19 protein-coding genes are annotated in these 19,238 nt (G+C 54.2%); 8 read left to right on the top strand and 11 right to left on the bottom strand.

Features of this window, described 5'->3' with window-relative positions:
• Window positions 1–5 precede the first annotated feature (5 nt).
• Window positions 6–1,121 (bottom strand): slipin family protein, encoded by a 1,116-nt coding sequence (locus ENTHG_RS14280; RefSeq protein ID WP_044180904.1) that lies wholly within the window; start codon window positions 1,119–1,121, stop codon window positions 6–8.
• Window positions 1,122–1,577: 456 nt separating this feature from the next.
• On the opposite strand from ENTHG_RS14280, the gene rtcR reads away from it, so the two are divergent.
• From rtcR to ENTHG_RS14245, 7 genes are all read left to right on the top strand, one after another.
• On the top strand, window positions 1,578–3,158 hold the full coding sequence (gene rtcR, locus ENTHG_RS14275; RefSeq protein ID WP_044180901.1) for an RNA repair transcriptional activator RtcR: 1,581 nt from the start codon (window positions 1,578–1,580) through the stop codon (window positions 3,156–3,158).
• Window positions 3,159–3,276: 118 nt separating this feature from the next.
• A complete protein-coding gene (panS, locus tag ENTHG_RS14270; protein WP_044180898.1) occupies window positions 3,277–4,209 on the top strand; it encodes a ketopantoate/pantoate/pantothenate transporter PanS in 933 nt (310 codons plus the stop codon).
• Window positions 4,210–4,457: 248 nt separating this feature from the next.
• Complete coding sequence (locus tag ENTHG_RS14265) at window positions 4,458–6,044, top strand: PTS sugar transporter (RefSeq protein WP_044180896.1); 1,587 nt, start codon at window positions 4,458–4,460, stop codon at window positions 6,042–6,044.
• A gap of 26 nt (window positions 6,045–6,070) precedes the next feature.
• The gene (locus ENTHG_RS14260) at window positions 6,071–6,910 is read left to right on the top strand and encodes a beta/alpha barrel domain-containing protein (protein WP_044180893.1); all 840 of its coding nucleotides are present in this window, start codon (window positions 6,071–6,073) and stop codon (window positions 6,908–6,910) included.
• Window positions 6,911–6,920: 10 nt separating this feature from the next.
• Window positions 6,921–7,784: a Cof-type HAD-IIB family hydrolase gene (locus ENTHG_RS14255; RefSeq protein WP_044180891.1), complete on the top strand. Its 864-nt coding sequence runs from the start codon at window positions 6,921–6,923 to the stop codon at window positions 7,782–7,784.
• A complete protein-coding gene (locus ENTHG_RS14250) occupies window positions 7,771–8,529 on the top strand; it encodes a DeoR/GlpR family DNA-binding transcription regulator (protein WP_044180888.1) in 759 nt (252 codons plus the stop codon). The genes ENTHG_RS14255 and ENTHG_RS14250 overlap by 14 nt, the downstream gene beginning before the upstream one ends.
• 73 nt (window positions 8,530–8,602) lie before the next feature.
• Window positions 8,603–8,875 carry a YjbD family protein gene (locus ENTHG_RS14245; protein ID WP_044180884.1) on the top strand — a complete coding sequence of 91 codons (273 nt, stop codon included), beginning with the start codon at window positions 8,603–8,605 and terminating at the stop codon, window positions 8,873–8,875.
• On the opposite strand, the gene rluF is transcribed toward ENTHG_RS14245, so the two are convergent.
• The 5 genes from rluF to ENTHG_RS14220 all read right to left on the bottom strand — a co-directional run bounded on the left by rluF (window position 8,872) and on the right by ENTHG_RS14220 (window position 12,830).
• The gene (gene rluF, locus ENTHG_RS14240) at window positions 8,872–9,741 is read right to left on the bottom strand and encodes a 23S rRNA pseudouridine(2604) synthase RluF (RefSeq protein WP_044180881.1); all 870 of its coding nucleotides are present in this window, start codon (window positions 9,739–9,741) and stop codon (window positions 8,872–8,874) included. The two genes, ENTHG_RS14245 and rluF, sit on opposite strands and share 4 nt — an antisense overlap.
• A 147-nt stretch (window positions 9,742–9,888) precedes the next feature.
• Window positions 9,889–10,206: a CcdB family protein gene (locus tag ENTHG_RS14235; protein ID WP_044180879.1), complete on the bottom strand. Its 318-nt coding sequence runs from the start codon at window positions 10,204–10,206 to the stop codon at window positions 9,889–9,891.
• Window positions 10,206–10,388 (bottom strand): type II toxin-antitoxin system CcdA family antitoxin, encoded by a 183-nt coding sequence (locus tag ENTHG_RS26440; protein ID WP_081653632.1) that lies wholly within the window; start codon window positions 10,386–10,388, stop codon window positions 10,206–10,208. The genes ENTHG_RS14235 and ENTHG_RS26440 overlap by 1 nt, the downstream gene beginning before the upstream one ends.
• Window positions 10,389–10,507: 119 nt before the next feature.
• Window positions 10,508–12,139 carry a Na/Pi cotransporter family protein gene (locus ENTHG_RS14225; RefSeq protein ID WP_044180877.1) on the bottom strand — a complete coding sequence of 544 codons (1,632 nt, stop codon included), beginning with the start codon at window positions 12,137–12,139 and terminating at the stop codon, window positions 10,508–10,510.
• A 91-nt stretch (window positions 12,140–12,230) separates the two neighbouring features.
• A complete protein-coding gene (locus ENTHG_RS14220; protein WP_145973673.1) occupies window positions 12,231–12,830 on the bottom strand; it encodes a hypothetical protein in 600 nt (199 codons plus the stop codon).
• A gap of 208 nt (window positions 12,831–13,038) precedes the next feature.
• Between ENTHG_RS14220 and ENTHG_RS14215 the strand changes: the two genes are divergently transcribed.
• Window positions 13,039–13,479: a helix-turn-helix domain-containing protein gene (locus ENTHG_RS14215; RefSeq protein WP_044180870.1), complete on the top strand. Its 441-nt coding sequence runs from the start codon at window positions 13,039–13,041 to the stop codon at window positions 13,477–13,479.
• Between the two features lie 36 nt (window positions 13,480–13,515).
• Here ENTHG_RS14215 and ENTHG_RS14210 read toward each other — a convergent pair whose 3' ends face one another.
• From ENTHG_RS14210 to ENTHG_RS14190, 5 genes are all read right to left on the bottom strand, one after another.
• On the bottom strand, window positions 13,516–14,883 hold the full coding sequence (locus tag ENTHG_RS14210) for an L-serine ammonia-lyase (protein WP_044180867.1): 1,368 nt from the start codon (window positions 14,881–14,883) through the stop codon (window positions 13,516–13,518).
• Window positions 14,884–14,943: 60 nt separating this feature from the next.
• Window positions 14,944–16,227, bottom strand: a complete 1,284-nt coding sequence (locus ENTHG_RS14205; protein ID WP_044180864.1) for an HAAAP family serine/threonine permease — start codon at window positions 16,225–16,227, stop codon at window positions 14,944–14,946.
• A 404-nt stretch (window positions 16,228–16,631) separates the two neighbouring features.
• Window positions 16,632–17,204 (bottom strand): LuxR C-terminal-related transcriptional regulator, encoded by a 573-nt coding sequence (locus ENTHG_RS14200; protein ID WP_161624532.1) that lies wholly within the window; start codon window positions 17,202–17,204, stop codon window positions 16,632–16,634.
• Between the two features lie 35 nt (window positions 17,205–17,239).
• Window positions 17,240–18,499, bottom strand: coding sequence for a hypothetical protein (locus ENTHG_RS14195; protein ID WP_044180858.1), 1,260 nt, complete (start codon window positions 18,497–18,499; stop codon window positions 17,240–17,242).
• Window positions 18,496–19,218, bottom strand: a complete 723-nt coding sequence (locus ENTHG_RS14190; protein ID WP_044180857.1) for a fimbrial biogenesis chaperone — start codon at window positions 19,216–19,218, stop codon at window positions 18,496–18,498. Before ENTHG_RS14190 ends, ENTHG_RS14195 begins: the two co-directional genes overlap by 4 nt.
• Between the last annotated feature and the right edge of the window lie 20 nt (window positions 19,219–19,238).

Raw genomic sequence — 19,238 nt, 5'->3', positions numbered from 1 at the left:
ATCTCTTATCCTTTAATATTCACTAAGCCGTGCAGGACCTGGTCCAGACCGCCGAATACCGAAATTTTATCGATGCGCTCCGCGACTTTTTCGAGCGTTTCCAGCTCTTTTAAGCGCAGCGCCACCGGGTTGTTTTCCATGACTTTCGCCGTGTTCAATAACGAGCGTGTCGCGGCGGTCTCTTCACGACGGCGGATGACATTAGCCTGGGCCGATTTTTCCGCCTCAACCAGCCGGGAGAGGATGGTTTTCATATCGCCCGGCAGCACAATGTCTTTGACCCCCAGCGAGGCCACCTTAATGCCATACGGCATCATGCGGCTTTTGACCTGCGCGCTAACGACCTCATCGATGATCTGCTTATCTTCCAGCAGCTCATCCAGCGTACGTGTGCCTACCGCCTCGCGCAGGGCAAACTGCAATTCGCGGTAAAGATGATCCAGCGGTTTCGTCAGTTGACCAAAAGCCTGGAGTACATCGCTGTAGCGCCAGTTCGCCGCCAGGTTCAGGCGCAGGTTCACTTTGTCTTTAGTGAGAATTTCCTGACCGCTCACCTCCAGCACCTGCAGGCGGGTATCCACCACTTCTGCCTCGACCAGATGGTTAACTTTCCACCAGGCGGTAAGACCCGGCGGCAACAACGCCTGGGTTTCACCGTCGATTTTTAGCACCCCTACATGCCAGGCGGGAACCTGCACGGTCAGTATCGCTTCGCGCCCTTTTACCGCGCCGCCGCGACGCGGTTGCAGTACCGCATTCATGATGTCCGTGGGGACCTGCCGCTGGCGCGTGTCCAGCCGTACCAGTTTCAGCGCCTCATCGGCCAGCCAGTAAAGGCGACGTGTCGCCGGTGGCAAAATCTCCTGCAACACGCCGTTCATATACAGCGCGCCCGCCTCATGTTCCGTTAAATCCACCGTCAGGCAGTACTGGGCGGCCCATTCAGGCTGAAAGCGACGCAGGTATTCCGCCAGCGCAGGCGGAACTTCGCTCCCGTCGCGCTCAACGATCAGCACCTCCGGCTTGCTGAACCACGGCAGGCGGTGCTCGCCCGCTTCCAGCACCTGATAGTAGTCGCCCTCTTTTGCCAGCAGCCCCAGTTGGCCTTTTCGGATAGTCATTTTTTTGTCATTGTTCTTTCCTTAAATGATGAGACAGACGCGGGCGCAGAGGCGAAGCGACAGGGGAATTCCCTTTTGCCTGCGGCACGGCATCGTTACCGGCAGCCTGTTCTGGAGGTTGCCGACTGCTCAACGCTCCGTTTTTTTCCAGATTTAACAACCAGTTTCACTTAGCGAGTGAATTGGGAATCGAACCCTGGTTGCCACTTACTGACGGAACGCATGCGGAAAACGGCGTCTGCCGTTCCTTATGCGCCGGCGGGGCTACAATCCCCTGCGTGCTCAGTGCGATGGCAGGATAACTATTGCCAGAAGCGTGCCAGAATCAGCGCCACCCTAATTATTTTTTAATTGCTTGATTAATAAATATTTTAAATTTAACGCATTGCGATGAATTGTTATGGCGCGCTATCTTTTTTATCCTTACATATCAATGTTTATCTTTAAGGATAAGAGATGGCAAAGCGGCGAGTGGTGATAGGCGTACTGGGAACCGTGCTGGATAAGCGCGGCAAGCGGGCAAACAGGTTCCGAAAATGGCGGCCAACGGTGGGGCTGTGCCAGCAGCCTGATTTGCCAGTCGACCGGCTTGAACTGCTCCACCAGCCGCGGGATACGGGAATGGCGCAGCAGCTGGCGGAGGATGTCGCCCTGCTTTCCCCGCATACTCAGGTACGGGCGCATGCTATCAGCATCAATGACCCGTGGGATTTCGAAGAGGTCTACGCGGCCTTTCTGGATTTCGCCACCCGCTACGACTTCGATACCGAGAATGAAGAGTATCTGGTGCATATCACCACCGGCACCCACGTGGCGCAGATCTGCTGGTTTCTGCTCACCGAAGCCCGCTACCTTCCCGCCAGCCTGCTGCAAACCGGCCCGGCACCGAAAGGCTCGCCAGAAGAGGCGGTCGCCGCAGGAGTCTGCTCGGTTATCGATCTCGATTTAAGCCGTTATGCCACTCTTACCAGCCGTTTTCAGCGCGAACAGCAGCAGTCGGTCTCTTTTCTGAAAGCGGGCATTGATACCCGCAACGCCACCTTCAATCGGCTTATTGACCAGATAGAACGGGTAGCGCTGCGTTCACGCTCGCCGATGCTGCTCACCGGCCCGACCGGGGCGGGGAAATCCTTCCTTGCCCGGCGTATTTTTCAGCTTAAGCAGTCACGCCACCAGGTACAAGGCAAGCTGGTCGCGGTGAACTGCGCCACGCTGCGCGGCGATAACGCGATGTCGACGCTGTTCGGCCACGTTAAAGGCGCGTTCACCGGCGCGTTAACGCCCCGCGCCGGGTTGCTGCGCGAAGCCGATGGCGGCGTGCTTTTTCTGGATGAAATCGCCGAGCTGGGGCTGGATGAGCAGGCGATGCTATTAAAAGCGATAGAAGAGAAAACCTTCTTCCCGTTTGGCGCGGATAAAGAGGTGCGCAGCGATTTTCAACTCATCGCCGGAACCCACCGCGATATGCCCCAGTGGGTGGCTGAGGGGCATTTTCGTGAAGATCTCTACGCGCGCATTAATATGTGGAGCTTTGCGCTGCCGGGGCTGGCCGAGCGGCGGGAAGACATCGCGCCAAACGTTGAATTTGAGCTGCAACGCTTCGCCGATAGCGAACAGACGCAGGTTCGTTTCGATAAAGAGGCCCGCGATCGCTATCTGGCGTTTGCCTGCTCGCCGCAGGCGCTGTGGCGCGGCAATTTCCGCGAGCTGAGCGCGTCGGTGTTCCGCATGGCGACGCTTGCCGAGCAGGGGCGTATTACGCTGGCGCTTGTTGAGGAGGAGATTACGCGTTTACGCCATAGCTGGCGCATCGCGCCCGCCCACCCTGCGCTGGTTGAAGAGATCGATCTGTTTGACCAGCGGCAGCTGGAAACGGTAGTTGAAGTTTGTCGGCGTAGCCAGTCGCTCTCCGAAGCGGGCCGCGAGCTGTTCGCCGTCTCCCGGCGTAAAAAAGCGAACCCCAACGATGCCGATCGGCTGCGAAAATATCTGGCGCGCTTCGGGCTGAGCTGGGAGAGCCTGCGCGACGCAACATGAAGCGTTATCACCATAATTTTATTGAATTAGCTTTCCTCACACGATAAACAATAGCTATGGCCGGGCTCGATCCCGGCCAGCCTATAAAAAAACACAACACGCACTCGAGGAAAACAACATGCTCGCCACTTTGACACGGCTGTTCCCGTTATGGGCGCTGCTGCTCTCTGTTATTGCGTATTACACGCCCACGACCTTTACCCCTGTCGGCCCGTGGGTCGCCACGCTGCTGATGCTGATTATGTTTGGCATGGGCGTTCATTTAAAGCTTGATGACTTTAAGCGCGTGCTGGCGCGACCGGCCCCCGTCGCCGCGGGCATCTTTCTGCACTATCTGATTATGCCCCTCGCCGCCTGGCTGCTGGCGAAGCTCTTTAATATGCCGCCGGAACTCTCCGCCGGGATGGTGCTGGTGGGCAGCGTGGCAAGCGGCACCGCGTCCAACGTGATGATCTATCTCGCAAAAGGGGATGTGGCGCTGTCGGTCACTATCTCTGCCGTCTCAACGCTGGTGGGCGTTGTCGCCACGCCGCTGCTTACTCGTCTCTACGTGGATGCCCATATTCAGGTCGACGTGATGGGCATGCTGGTGAGCATTATGCAGATTGTGGTGATCCCGATTGGCCTTGGTTTAATCGTGCACCATCTCTTCCCCCGGGTGGTGAAAGCGGTGGAGCCGTATCTGCCCGCCTTCTCGATGGTGTGCATTCTGGCGATCATCAGCGCCGTGGTGGCAGGCTCTGCCGCTAACATTGCGTCGGTAGGGCTGGTGGTGATTGTTGCGGTGATTTTGCATAACGGCATTGGCCTGCTTACCGGCTACTGGGGCGGGCGTCTGTTTGGGTTTGACGAGTCCACCTGCCGCACGCTGGCCATTGAGGTGGGAATGCAGAACTCCGGGCTGGCCGCCGCGCTGGGGAAAATCTATTTCGGCCCGCTTGCCGCCCTGCCCGGCGCGCTCTTCTCCGTCTGGCACAATCTTTCCGGCTCGCTGCTGGCAGGCTACTGGTCCGGTAAACCTGTCGCAAATAAAACCAGAACGCCCCGCTAATACTCATCTGAATGGATGGCGTTGAGCCATCCATTTCTTCTCTTCCGGCTTTTGAAGCCCGTCACAAATCCACAAACAACAACACAAAACAAAATAACCATTTAATTTAGTAAATTCATTAAGTTAATTTAGATAATACTATCAACACCTGTTTCAATGACTGATTTAAATGTTGATCTATTTTGTTTTGGTTGGGAATATACGCTCATTACAACACAGATAACCCTCTTACCCTATTTGAGGCCGCTATGAAAAAAATTGCGATTATTGGAAGCAGTGGAGGCAACCTCTACAACCTGGGTGGCGCAGAGCCTGAAAAGCTACTCCAGGAGATTTATCAGCAGTGCGACGCCGCAGATGTACAGGTAGCCGCCGTACAGTTTATCGCGGCAGACGCCTCGATGGATGTCGCGAAGGCGGATACCCCAGCCTCTGTGTATGCATTAACGCCTGAAAACCCGCTAAAACCGCAACGCATCTTCCAGGGCAAACTTTCCGAAGTTAACGCCTCGGTGGTGGAGAGCGATAACCGAATCGCGCAGATGATCCGCAACGGCGAGATCGACGGGATCGTGGTGATGAGCGCCGATCCCCAGAAGGCGAACCAGGCCGTTTTTGCCGCTGCGGTTGAGATGAAAACGCCCATCGTCGGCACTGGCGGGACATCTATGGCGCTGGTGGCGGCAAAAGGAGCAAACGTCGTCGCCACCTCCGGGACAACCGGCACCACCAGCCGCACCCGCGCCGTCTCGTTTGTGGCGTCGTTGTGTAAACACTGGGGCATTAAGTACAAACCGCAGCTGGGCAGCGCGTCGCCGTCGCAGGGCGGCTCCGGAAAGAGCCTGCTTAAGCGCTTTAATATCCGCAGCATCATGATCCCTGCCCTGCCGGGCTTTATCGCGATGGCGATAGTGCTCGCCATGAGCCACATTCCGGGGCTGGAAAAGCTTAACGACATCTTTGAAATTCTGCTGAAAGGCCTGCCGGTGTTAGTCGCCGTGCTGGCGGCAAAGCAGATCTCCGAGCTGGACGAAGTCTCGATTGTTGCCGGGGTCGTCGCCGGGGTGCTCTCGGTTGAAGGCGGCCTGATTGGCGGCATCCTCGGCGGCGTGATGGCCGGCGTGCTGGTTCGCTGGCTGTTTGAACTGTGCCTGAACTGGCGCTTCCCGATGACCACCGTCAACATCGTGGCCGGTGGGATCTCGGGCCTCGCCGCCGGGCTAATCATGCACTACCTGCTCAGCCCGCTGGCGCTGTCGGCGGGGAACTACATCAAGCTGGCGATTGAAAGCACGCTGGCGTTCAGCCCGGTTCTTGCCGGACTGCTGGCAGGGCTGGTTATCTGGCCGGCCATTCTCGGCGGCGTCTACCACGCGGTTATTCTGCCGCTGGTGCTGCTGGAGATGGAAAAATCCGGCGTCAGCTTCCTCGGCGCGGTTGATATGGTTGGCCTGGTGATGGTCGCCGCGGGCATTAACCTTGCTAACGTCATCGCCCCGCGCGAAAAAAGCGAAGCGGCGGTCGCCACGCCAGGACTGCTTATCAATATGGGCTTTGGAACCTTTGTTGAATCAGCCTATCCCTTTATGTTCGCCAACAAGATTGTCTTCGGCTCCGCCATCTTCTGGGCCGGAATGGGCGGCATGATGCTGGGCTTCTTTAACATCAAAGGGGTAGCCTATGTCCCCGCTTTCGCCTCACCGTTCTTATCGAGCAACGCGCTGCAGATGGCGCTGGTGATGTTCGCCGTAATGGCAATGACCTGTATCACCACCATTATTGCTAACCGTTTCAGGGCCGTCGTGCAGAAAGAACCTGCCGCGCAAGCCCGTTAATTCACGCACCAACACCAGAGGTATTTATGTTTAAAGGCGATATGAATAAAAAACGCGCCAAAGCGTTACAGAAAGTGAAAGACGCCATTGCGCTGCACGGCGGGCAAACCATCCTCAGTACCGGGATCACCGGCGACGATGCGCGGCTGGCGAAAGCGGTGTGTGAGGCGGGCGTTAAGCTGCTGGAGCCGAACCACCCTGCGCTGGCGCTGGCGCGCGGGCATAAAGGCGTGAGCAATATGCACGCGGCAGAGCAGATCCGCCATGAAATCACCAACGGGCAGATGGCCGAAGCGGTACACGGCGTACGCAACGTGGTGCCTGACGATATCTTTATTACCGTCGGTATCGCGGGCGGCTTTACCGAGACGCTGCCGGTTCCCCTCAGCGAAACGGAGATTCTGGAGATTGCCCGCGCCGGAGCCGATGGCCTGCACACCCACAAATCCGACTGGGACGACCTGCAGGACATCGTCAATCTCGCCCATCAATATGGCCTGACCGTGGATGCCTACATTGGTCATCCGGATGACCTGCATACCTTCGGCATTCCGGCCCGCACGCCGGAAGAGGTGGCCAGCGTGGCGAAAAGGATGCAGGAGATTGGCGTCGATATGATTGGCCTGATGACCGGCATGAGTTATGAAGGCGTGGCGGCAGGCGACATCCCCCAGGTCATTAAAGATCGCCTGCGGGCGCTGGTTGACGCGGTAGAGGTGCCAACGCTGGCGGAAGGCGGCATCAACCTGGCCAACGCCAGGGCGTTTAAGGATACCGGCGTCAATATTCTGGTCGTGGGCACGGCCATCGACAACATGGTCTGCAACGCCGCCAAAGAAGCCGTTACGCCGTTTATTACGCATTAAGGAAACAGAGATGCTGTTGGTTACCGATTTGGATGGAACATTACTGACGTCGCAAAAGACAATCAGCCCGCCTACGCGCCAGGCGCTGATTGCATTCCGTCAGCGCGGCGGCCTGCTGGCAGCCTGTTCCGCCAGACCGGTCTCCTCAATGACGCGCCTGCTGCAACAGCAGCAGGTTGCCACGCTGTTCGGCTGGTGCGCCGGTTTTAACGGCGGACAGATTATCGCCATGTCGCCGCAGCAGGTTATTCATACCGCTGCGCTATCCGGCATGGATTTGCGGGATATTGACCGGCATATTTCCCTTGCGTGCTACGACCACCATTTTTTTAGCGCGGATGCTATTTATCACCGTTACGACAGGCCTGTCGCCCCGTGGACACGCTATGAAGCCCAATTATTCGCTGTGCCGCTCATCGCCGCCACGCCTGTCGAGATAGTTAACCGCCGCGATATTTATAAGATAACGCTGGTGGGCGCGCAGGAAAATATTGACGCGCTGTGTGCGGAGGTCACCTGTAAACTTCCTTATGGCTATACGGCGACAATCACCGGCGGGAATTATATTGATATTCAGCGCAGTGAAATAAATAAAGGCTACGCGGTAACGAAATTAAGCCAGCAGTTAAATATTCCCTGCTCGCAGGTTGTCGCTATCGGCGACCGGCAGAATGATATTAGCATGTTTGCGGCAGCCGGCACGGGGATAGCGATGGGTAATGCGCCGGAGGTCGTCAAACAGCAGGCCCGCTTTATAACGACCGCGAACGATGATGAGGGTATCGTCCATGCGCTTGAGTGGTTGCGTTGCTCTGCGCATCCAGTTACCATTCGCCAAAGCTCGACACTGGCGGAAAATAATGAACCCGATTAAAAGAAGAAAACATATTCTTGATGAATTAAACAAATTCGGTGAAGTTACCGTTATTAAATTATCGGAAACGCTAAACGTTACCTCAGAAACTATTCGCCGCGATCTCTCCCTGCTGGAAACCGAAGGGCAAATCACCAAGATTCACGGCGGGGCGGTAAAAAAACAGGTTGTGCAGGAAGATACCTTTGGCGCTCGAATAAATGCCCATCGTGAAGAAAAAATGGCAATTGGCAAACTTGCCGCGGGCATGGTGAGCGAACGTGATACGCTGTTTATTGACTCCTGTACCACCAATCTTATTCTTGCCGAACAGCTTCCCCCCCTCGCCTTTTCCGTTATTACTAACTCCGCCTTGATTGCCGATAAAATTAAAGAGCACAATTTGCAGGCCCGTGTCTATGTATTAGGCGGCGAATATGATTACCATTTTCGCGCTAATCTTGGCGTCTCGGTTTGTCAGCAAATAAATGCTATCCACGCTGATATCTGCTTTATTGGCGCAGGGGGTATCTCCCCGCAGCACGGGGTGCTGGTAAAAAGCTTTGAGGAAGCGTACGTCGCTAAGGCGATGATTGCCATGAGCAAAAAAGCAGTGATCCTCGCCGACCATACCAAATTTGGTCAGGATGGGGTGATGTGCATCGCAACCCTGAAAGAAGTCGATGGCATCATCACGGATAAAGGCTTTAAAACAACCCGTTATACACAGCAGGATTTCGCCGGGAAACTGCGTATCGCACAGTGACGCTATCCGCCCGCGGCGTATTGCCGTAGACTGGCATGGAGCCTGACTTTACTGGCTAACAGAGGGCACTCCGATGGCACTTCCCCGTATTACCCAAAAAGAGATGACCGAGCGCGAACAGCGTGAGTTAAAAACGCTGCTCGATCGCGCCCGCATAGCGCATGGCCGTCCGCTGACCAATGCAGAGACCAACAGCGTAAAGAAAGAGTACATCGATAAGTTAATGGCGCAGCGCGAAGCCGAAGCCAAAAAAGCCCGCCAGTTGAAAAAACAGCAGGCGTATAAACCGGATACCGAGGCCTCTTTTTCCTGGTCGGCGAATACGCCGACGCGCGGCAGACGTTAACGCCCTTTCTTCTTACGCCCCGGCGAGGTGAAGCGCTTGCCATTTCCTGCCGGGCGCGCTTTCTCGCTGCTTTTTTCGATTTTCACCACCGGGCGCTTAATGCCTGCGGCTTTCGGCTTCGCTTTGGCCTTAGGTTTTGCCTCTGACGAGGAGTTTTCGATCAGTTTAAACAGCGCAATCAGCTCGTCGTCCGTCAGGTCGCGCCATTCACCAAGCGGCAGGCCTGCCAGGCTGACGTTCATAATTCGCGTGCGCTCAAGCTTCGTCACTTCATAACCAAAGTGTTCGCACATGCGACGGATCTGGCGGTTCAGCCCCTGAATCAGGGTGATGCGAAAAACAAAGGGGGCCTCTTTTTTGACCTTACATTTTTTCGTCAAGGTTCCGAGGATAGGCACACCCGCCCCCATGCCACGAATAAAGTCGTCCGTAACGGGTTTATCCACCGTGACCAGATACTCTTTTTCGTGATCGTTGCCGGCCCGTAGAATTTTATTGACCAGGTCGCCGTGGTTGGTCAGGAAAATCAGCCCCTGTGAATCTTTATCAAGGCGGCCAATGGGAAACACCCGTTTGCTGTGGTTGACGAAATCCACGATGTTGTCCCGTTCGCTGTCTTCGGTGGTGCTGACAATGCCCACGGGTTTGTTCAGGGCGATAAATACCAGATCTTCCGCTTCGCGCGGCTCAATCAACTGACCATTCACTTTTACCACATCGCCAGGCTTTACCTGATCGCCAATCGTGGCGCGTTTTCCATTCAGAAAAACGTTACCCTGTTCAATGTAACGGTCGGCTTCGCGGCGTGAGCAAATTCCACTTTCGCTGATGTATTTGTTTAATCGGATTGATGAGTCGGGCAGCATAAGTTCTCCTGTAAAAGCGAAATATATCTCACCTTAAGACAGATAAAAAATGCCTGTTGCACGGTCTGTGGAAGTAAGGCGTGATTTTGCTGGTAAATGTACTGATGGACAGCGCCGGGAGCCATACTCAGTCAAGGTTAAAAAGGGTCAATAACCATTAATCAGAAAGTCGATAGCATCCCGTAATCTCGCTCTTTCGACTGACAAATCCGCAACTCGCTCGCCCAGCTCTTTTTCAGGTATGCCTGACATCATGTGGGTCATCACAACGAACGTTTTGCTGCCAATTGCAATGAGCGGACAAATTTTGGCAGGAGGCTCAATACCGTCCAGGCGTTGCAACTCAACTGCGGGAGCAACAAGAACATGCTTTAGGATGTTGGCGACAGGATGTTGAAGATTAATAAGTAACGGATAAAGATGTTTCCCTCTGCCACAGTTTTCATAGGCGCAAAACTGCTCCATCAGAAAGCTCGCTGAAAGTCACTAAACGAACCATTTTCCTCCACCCATTGATTCAGTGCGTCAATAGCATCTTTATTGCTTTTTAACCACGCCTCATGAGCACGCCCGGGTAATTGTTCGGGTGGCATTTGTGGGGAAAGCAAAATGCTGAAAGCTCTTTTCTGGCCTGCATAAATGTACATAAATTCTCCTTCTCTATGAGCATAACGTTCTGCAATACATCCTGTCCTTCGCCGGGATAATAATCACGACGGCTCAATCTGTCGCGCCTCACATAAAGTTTTTGCGAGGCGCTTTCCAGTTAATACTCATCCCGCTCGTCATCGTGATCCGGCTGCTCCAGCACGCTGTACGCTACCGAGCAAAACAGCGAGTTCAGGCGTTTCATATCGCCCAGCAGCCCCAGATGAAGGGAGCTGGTTTCAATGCTTTGCACATTTTGCTGATGCAGGCGGTCAACGTGCGCATGGGCGTAGCGCCGGTTAAGGATACGAAAACGGTGCTTGCTGCGACGCAGGCGGCGCGCGCTGGCGACATCGCCAGAGAAAAAGACCGACATGGCGAGCTTGAGGTTGTTCAGCAGCTGCTCGTGCAGCGCGTCCAGTTCGGCCAGCCCCTCCACGGAGAATGCCCGCCGGGCCGCCAGTGATTTATCGGCAATCTCGCTGCCCATACGCTCGACAATATCCGACGCCTGTTCAAGGTTAAGCGACATCTCGATAACCTCAGCCCAGCGCTTTGACTCCTCCTCTGCCAGTTCATCTTTCGGCATGCGCGCAAGATAGAGCTTAATGGCGGTATAGAGCACGTTAATATCATCGGCGAGTTTACGCAGCGCCTTCTCTTCCCGCGGCTCGCCATGAATCACCTTGTGCAGCCCTTCCAGCATCTGCTCCATAGTATCGCCCATCCGCAGGGTCTCCCGCGCGGCATTAGCCAGCGCGAGCGTGGGGGTGTCCAGCGCCGAGCTGTCGAGATGCTTCGGTTTAAGCCGCGAATCCAGCTCGGGTTCATCACGAATAATACGCTCGCAGAAGCGGGCCATCACGCCTGCAAACGGCACCATCAACAGGCAGCGCAGCAGGTTATAAAAGACGTGGAAATAGATAACCAGTTCCGATTCGGGCAGCGACAGGTTATCCATCGCCTCCGCCAGCAAATGTACAAACGGCAAAATCATCAGGCTGCCCACCAGCTTAAACAGCAGGCTGCCCAGCGCCACTCTTCGTGCGGCGGCATTGGCGGCGCTGTTGTTGAGCATCGCCAGTAGGCCAGAACCGAGGTTAGCGCCAATCACCAGACACAGGGCGACCGGGAATGCGATAACCCCTGCCGCAGTTAGGGTCGCGGTCAATAATACCGCCGCCAGGCTGGAGTAGCTGACGATGGCGAACACCGCGCCGATCAGCGCATCAAGCATGATGTCGCCCGTCAGGGAGGCAAAGATCACCTGTACGCCATTGGCCTGGGTGATGGGCGTTACCGCCTGCACAATCAGCTCCAGCGCCAGCAGAATCAGGCCAAGCCCGATGCTGACGCGCCCAAGCTGCCCGGCGCGGGTCTGTTTACGCCCTAAAAAGAAAATCACGCCGACAAAAATCAGCAGTGGCGACAGCCAGGAGAGGTCGAAGGTCAGCACCCTCGCCATTAATGCGGTACCCACGTCTGCGCCCAGTACAATCACCAGCGCGGGCGTCAGCGCCACCAGATCCTGGGCGACGAAGGAGGTGACCAGCATCGTCGTAGCATTACTGCTTTGAACCAGCGCGGTCACGCCAATCCCTGCGCTAAAGGCGAGGGATTTTTTCTCGATACTGCGGCTCAGCACGGTGCGCAGCCGCGCGCCGAAAACGCGCATCACGCCGGTGCGAACAATGTGCGTGCCCCATACCAGCAGGGCGACAGAAGAGAGCAGGTGAAGCAGAATTAACACGGATTGTTGTTCTCCTTATTGTTGTGGCTCCTTTTTCACAATGATGTCGGGGGAAGCGGGAAGCCTCATTAAGTATAAGAGATCAAAAAATTTAAGAGACTTTCTCACCCTCCTCCCTCTTCCGCTTTGTGGAAAGAAGGGAAGCCACCTTGAGGGTTTCGGAAATCAAAAAGAGCGCCAGGTTGACCATTGGCCCGGAAGAAACGAAATGCAAAATGAGCGGAAAAAGCGCCAGCGAGCAGGTGAGCGAAAAAATACGCATCGTTTCCTGCAGGGCAAGCCACAAGACGCTCATTTTTTTATGCGCCAGGAAAGCCCATGCGGAAACAGGCAGCGATAACAACAAGGCCAGATGGATGAAAAAAAGGCCCTGCAGCAAAATGGCGTATCCGCCTCCCGCTTCGTGCTGTTCCAGCCCGGCATAAAAGTGGGTGATGTCTGACCAGAAAGGAACCTCTCCCCGCATAAGCGAGAAAAACAGATAGCTGCCAAGCGTAAGCAGGTCCATCACTCCCCAGAACAGAAAAACTTTACCTTTATAACTCATGCTATTACCTCTTCCTTGTGTAATTTTACCCTCCGGCACATGAAAGCCTACCGGCGCAAATCTCTTTAAATTGTTACATAAAAGATAAATAAAAGGGCTTTTTATTTTTCTAACGCCAGCAGGAAAAAGAGTTAACGGGCTCATTAATTTTATGATGGTAAAAATGACTCTTGTCTTATACCGTCAACTATCCCGTTCATTGTATTGGATTTAAATTTTATCAGCAGACACCGTTGTGGTTTGCTTAAAAATTTAGTGCCGTGGCCTTCGCAAAATATAAATTATCCGCTTTATTTGTAAGCGTTTATGTTAAATAATTCGCCCCGACTTATGTAGCAGCAGAGGTAGTAAAATGCGTTTCAGTACCATGTCCGACAGCGAAATAATTGCTGAGCTATGCCGCAGAATTAAAGAGACGCGTATGCAGCTCGGGCTGTCACAAATTGAACTGGCTGAACGTGCGCAGGTTGGCGCCGCCACCATCAAACGCGTGGAATTAGGCGAGTCGGTCACGCTGAGCACGTTAATTGGCATTTTGCGCGGGCTGGACCGGCTGCATCAACTGGAGTCCATTTTGTATGACTCCCATATTCGCGCCTTCAATGCCCAACTGGTGTCCGCTTCGCCATCACGTATCCGTATTCGGAAAAAACAGGCGAATCAGCCAAAAGAGAAACGGCAGGCGGCCGTACCGGAAGCGGCGGCGGATGCTGCCATTAATGAGTGGTATACCTCGTCGGCATCCCGCAGCGTGGTGTGGTCATTTATGCCTGCGGAGGCAGAGAAGAAGTGACGGATAACCGCCTGCGCAGGCAGGCGGTTCAGGGCATCAGGATTCACATACCGCCACTTTGATGGCCAGGCCCCCACGGGCAGTTTCCCGGTACTTCGCGTTCATATCCTTGCCGGTTTCAAACATCGTTTCGATAACCTTATCCAGCGAAACTTTCGGGTCGCTGGTGCGGTACATCGCCATGCTGGCCGAGTTGATCGCTTTCACCGCCGCGATGGCGTTACGTTCAATACAGGGCACCTGCACCTGCCCGGCGACCGGGTCGCAGGTCAACCCAAGGTTGTGCTCCATGCCAATTTCCGCGGCGATGCAGACTTTTTCCGGGCTGGCACCCAGCAGCTCCGCCAGCCCCGCAGACGCCATGGAGCAGGCAACGCCCACTTCCCCCTGGCAGCCCACTTCCGCGCCGGAGATAGAAGCATTCATCTTATAAAGAATGCCGATGGCACCAGCGGTCAGGTAGTAACGCATATAGATTTCCGGCGTCACCGCTTTGATAAAGCGGTCATAGTAGGCGAGCACCGCCGGGATAATACCGCAGGCCCCGTTAGTCGGTGCGGTGACTACACGCCCACCGGCGGCGTTCTCTTCCCCAACCGCCATGGCAAACATGTTCACCCAGTCCATCGCGCTCAGCGGCGTGATGGTGTTACTTTGCGGTGCCAGGACGCGATGCAGCGCGGATGCGCGACGCGGTACTTTCAATGGGCCTGGCAGTATGCCTTCGGTATTCATACCGCGATTGATGGCGTTTTTCATGGTTTCCCAGATCTTCGCCATATGCTGTTCCACTTCGCTGCGGCCATGCCGGGCAATCTCGTTTTTCATCATCACGGCGGAGATGGACAGGCAGTTATCGTGGCAGTGGGCCAGCAAATTGCGGGCGGAATAGAAGGGAAACGGGATATCAATGTCCGCATCCTGGCTTTTGCCGAAGTTCTCTTCGGTAACGATAAAGCCGCCGCCAATAGAGTAATAGGTCTGGAAATGGGCGATTTTTCCGTCGCAAAAAGCGGTAATGCTCATTCCATTTTCATGCAGCGGTAAAAATTCGTTATGAAAACGCATGCACTCCGCGACCGGGAATTCGATCTCCCGCTGCCCCTCTTCGATAAAAAGACGATGATGGGCGTTAACGTCATGAATAATCGCCGGAATGGCGTCGATATCGACGGTATCCGGCAGATAGCCGGATAACCCCAGAATAATGGCGATATCGGTATGGTGACCTTTCCCCGTTAAGGAGAGGGAGCCATAGACATCCACGACCAGGCGGGTGACGCGATGTAACAGGCCTTTTTCCTGCAGGGTATCGACAAAATGTTTGCCTGCTTTCATCGGCCCGACGGTATGGGAGCTCGACGGCCCAATACTGATTTTGAAAATATCGAAAACGCTAATCATGTGGCACCCACGCGAGTTAGGTAAAACGGATGCGCCGCCCGCTATGGGCGGCGCTGAAACTTAGCTAAACAGCGAGAAGAAGATGGCGGAGATGGCGATAAGCCCCATCACAACCACAAACAGGTTGCTGATATGCCCGCTGTACTTGCGCATGGCCGGTACTTTATTGATGGCGTACATCGGCATCAGGAACAGAATCATCGCAATAATCGGGCCGCCGAGGGTTTCGATCATGCCGAGGATGCTTGGGTTCAGGGTAGCGACAATCCAGGTCGTAACCAGCATAAACAGCGCGGTGATTTTATTCAGTCTGTTGATTTCAATGGATTTACCTTTGCCACGCAGCGACTTGATAACCATACCGTTGAAGCCTTCACGCGCGCCCAGGTAGTGGCCGAGGAAGGACTTGGTGATGGCAATCATCGCGATAATCGGCGCCATCCAGGCGATAACCGGCGCGTTAAAGTGGTTCGCCAGATAAGACAGAATCGAGATATTTTGCGCTTTCGCTTCCGCCAGGTTTTCCGGGGTGAGGCTCAGCACGCAGCTAAAGACGAAGAACATCACGGTCAGCACCATCATGATGTGCGCATAACCCAGAATACGTGAACATTTACGCTCGGCGTCCTGGCCGTACTCTTCACGTTTCGCCACGGCAAACGAGGAGATAATCGGCGAGTGGTTAAAGGAGAACACCATTACCGGAATAGCCAGCCAGAGGGTCATCCACAGGCCATTGCCGGACTGCGCGGTACTGCTCAGGGAGAGGGTCTCCAGCGCAGCGCCATTCCACTGCGGAATAAGATAGAGCGCCAGCATCATCAGCGCGGCGACAAACGGGAATACCAGCACGCTCATCGCTTTAACGATCATCTTTTCGCCAAAGCGGACAATCGCCATCATGCCGATAATCAGAATTAACGACAGAACGGCGCGCGGCGGGGAGACCAGACCGAGCTGATGGGTAATAAAGCTATCTACCGTATTGGTAATCGCCACGCTATATACCAGCAGGATAGGATAAATAGCGAAGAAATAAAGCAGGGTAATCAGCTTACCCGCGCCGACGCCAAAATGCTCTTCCACCACTTCGGTAATATCTTCGCCGGGGTTTTTACCTGACAGAACAAAACGGGTTAAGCCGCGGTGGGCAAAAAAGGTCATCGGAAAAGCCAGCACCGCCATGATCATCAACGGGATCATCCCGCCCACGCCAGCGTTGATCGGCAGGAACAGCACGCCAGCACCGATAGCTGTACCGTACAGGCCCAGCATCCAGACGGTATCACTTTTTCTCCAGCCACTGGCTTCACGCGTGACGAGAGTATTTTGAACGGTATCCATAATATGGCCTCTATAATAGAAATATGATCCTGATTAACAGGTTCGTTTTCAGGTAATATGTGATGTGAACTTTATTGTGCTATTTTAAGAAAGATAGCCACGCCGGGTTATTTACGGCGATCACATAACCTGATTTATAAAGGCGTTTTTAAGGTATCAAAAATAATACTGCCGATGGGCTATTTTTTAAGGTATCACTTTTAATACGTTATTTTCTATTATGGAGTTGTAAATGCCCTGCATATAGCAAGTCACGGACTCAATGCTGGCTCAGCATATAATTTATAGCGAAACTATTTGTGTGTCATTTTATTTTCCCGGTTAATGCCCGATCACGCTTCCTGCACCCGTCCACAGCTGGCGAACACAGGCATTCGGTAGAGGCACACGAAATGGACCGCTGTTCAGAGCCCCCGGCAGGCCGAGACCCACGGATGGGCCAGGTTATTGTCAACGGGCATGCAACTTGACGTATGACGGGGATAATCAACGAATGGCCCGCTACCAAACGCATACCAGTTTTTCATAACCTTAAGTAAAAAGGGGATGCTCTTAATGTTCATTTTGCGTAACGCTTTTACCTGACTATAGCTCAGCGCCTGCTCACTGAGATGCATTTTTTGCGCAATCTCTTTTCTTTCCCGACCCGCCAGATAAGATTCACAGATTAAGCCCTCTCTTTCTGTTAAGGGTTTTACATGAAAAGGGATCCGGGCATTGTTTGCCATTAAGTTAAGCACATAAAGATATTCCGCTACCGGCGCTTTTTTTCTCAGGGAGTAGCAGCGTGTTTCAATAAAGTGGGTTAATGTATCTGCTAAACCCGGACGATGAAATTCCGCAGCCCTTGTTATATAAATATCCTCACCTCCGGGATCAATTACTGCAATATCATGCATAAAGTTAATCCCGGAAAAGGCCAGCGCATTTCTTATACCGGCTATAAAATAGGTGTCATTAGAATAGACGTACATCATATTCTCATTATTCATCATATGCATATAAAACGTTATCAGTTGTAGGTGACCCAGACGTTAACCTTGCCTGAAACTGGCCCGGTATAGTTATTGCCTCCGACGGTGATAGGCCCGTTCTGGATATAATTGGCGGTAAACATGGCCTGCCCGGCGGCTATATAGGTCGGCGCAAGCCCGCTATTATCATGTGCCTGGCCACGCGCCCCCGTACTGGTCTGGGTGACGCCATCGATGTTGACCCGGCTGCCGTTATACTTCATCTGAATTTCAAGTCCGTTAACCTTGTTCCCTCCGCCATCATAGAGGGTGACGTTTTTCTGTGCAGCCGTTGAAGGTGCGCTGCCGGTATCCTCAAACCTGAACTGAACATCAGCTGGCCGACCCATACACTCCAGGTCCAGCCCCACGGGTTGGGCTGGGCCGCTTGCCGGCGTGCCGGTATGGTTAATCGTGTCTGCCGCCCATGTACCCATGCTGATGTTGTAATTGGTGGTACGGAGTCTGCATGCCGGCGACACTACAGTAATGGCGTTACCGCTTAGTAGGTCGGTCGGCAATGCTGTGCTTATTCCGTCTGTTTCCCAAGCTGTTACAGGATTACCGGCCAGCCCCAGGTTACCGTACTGCACTGTGTCCGCCGTTTTTATCAACTCTGCTTTAATAGAGAAGCCAGCTTCCTTATCCGTCATAATAAAACCGTCAGCAAGGTCGGCCCTAAAAAAACTATCAACACCGGGGCTGCCATATCCCCACACATAAGCGTTACCCCGTACAGGCGAACTGATAACTCCGAGACCTCCAGCATAGAGAAACTCCTGCCACAAACTTTCACTATTATCATCTGTGTCTGCCCTAACATATAAACGTATCCCGATGCCTGATAGCGTCGTGGCATAAGTGGGAATGCTATTGTTTTTCGGCTCACTGATTGTCAGGCCTCGTAAGAAAAGTTCCCAACGATTTATGTTGGCAACCTCTATGCCGTCTATAACCATACTGCCATGTCCATAAGTATTAATACCAGTGCCTGTACACCGCGACATGAACCCCGGTAAGAAACTGTTAAAATCCCACGAGTACAATACAGCACCAATTGGGGCTGCGCTGTCTACTACCAGGGTCTTTGGCACTTGTAGCGGCCGGATATCAGGAACAGTAAGGGTACAATTTGCTGCCGGAAGGCCAGCATTCAGGCCACCATGCCAGGTATAGTTGTATGACCATGTCGCCGCCTGAGTCGGTATCACAGCCAGCCCCGAGACCAGCGCCGCGGCCACTCCCCATATTCTGCTCACGGCCTCACCTCCTGGCTGTGCTCTTCGCCCGCGCCGCCCCAGTCGTTCATCGCGCTCCAGGTGACATTCATGGCACCCGTCCCGGCCTGAGTCGGCAGGCTATAACGCTGGCTCCCCTGCGGCGGCACCATGGTGTTTTTGTTTTCCGGCGTCACTTTTTTGCAGCTTCCGCAGCCTGCTGTCAGGCGCCCGAAGCTGATGTAATAAGGCGTGGGGTTGGTGGCCATCAGCCACGTCTGGCTACCTTCACGCTGCAGGCTCCAGCGCAGCGCGCCTGCCGACGCCCTGGCCCCCTCCGACGTCAGCCCTGCCGGGCGCACGAATACCTTTATCCGGCTTCTCACCGCCACCACCAGACGGTTAGCCGTGTCCTTCGCCTTCGGGGGGATTTCCTGTAGCGACAGCCAGTACACCGACTCCCTGTCCTGCGGGATTTCCCCGCGCATCACCATCAGACGAAGTTTTCCTTCGCTCTTCCCCTCCATCTTCATCACCGGCGGCGTCAGCACCAGCGGTATTCCGCTATCCCGGCCCTGTAAGTCCTCCAGCCACGACTGCAGCATGTAGGTGCTATCGCTGTCATTGATCACCCCAACCGTCGTTTCTTTATCCTCCGCGTAGGCCACCGCCCTTGTCAGCTGGGGCCGAACGGCGGCATCCGCCATAGAAGAGAGCAATCCGGCCGCAAGGAGGCCTGCGCATATCTGTTTGAATGTCATTTTCTGTTCCGTCTGTTTCG

This window comes from Phytobacter massiliensis JC163, assembly GCF_000321045.1.
Lineage (GTDB): Bacteria > Pseudomonadota > Gammaproteobacteria > Enterobacterales > Enterobacteriaceae > Phytobacter_A > Phytobacter_A massiliensis.
This window is presented reverse-complemented; position numbering and strand designations above follow the sequence as displayed.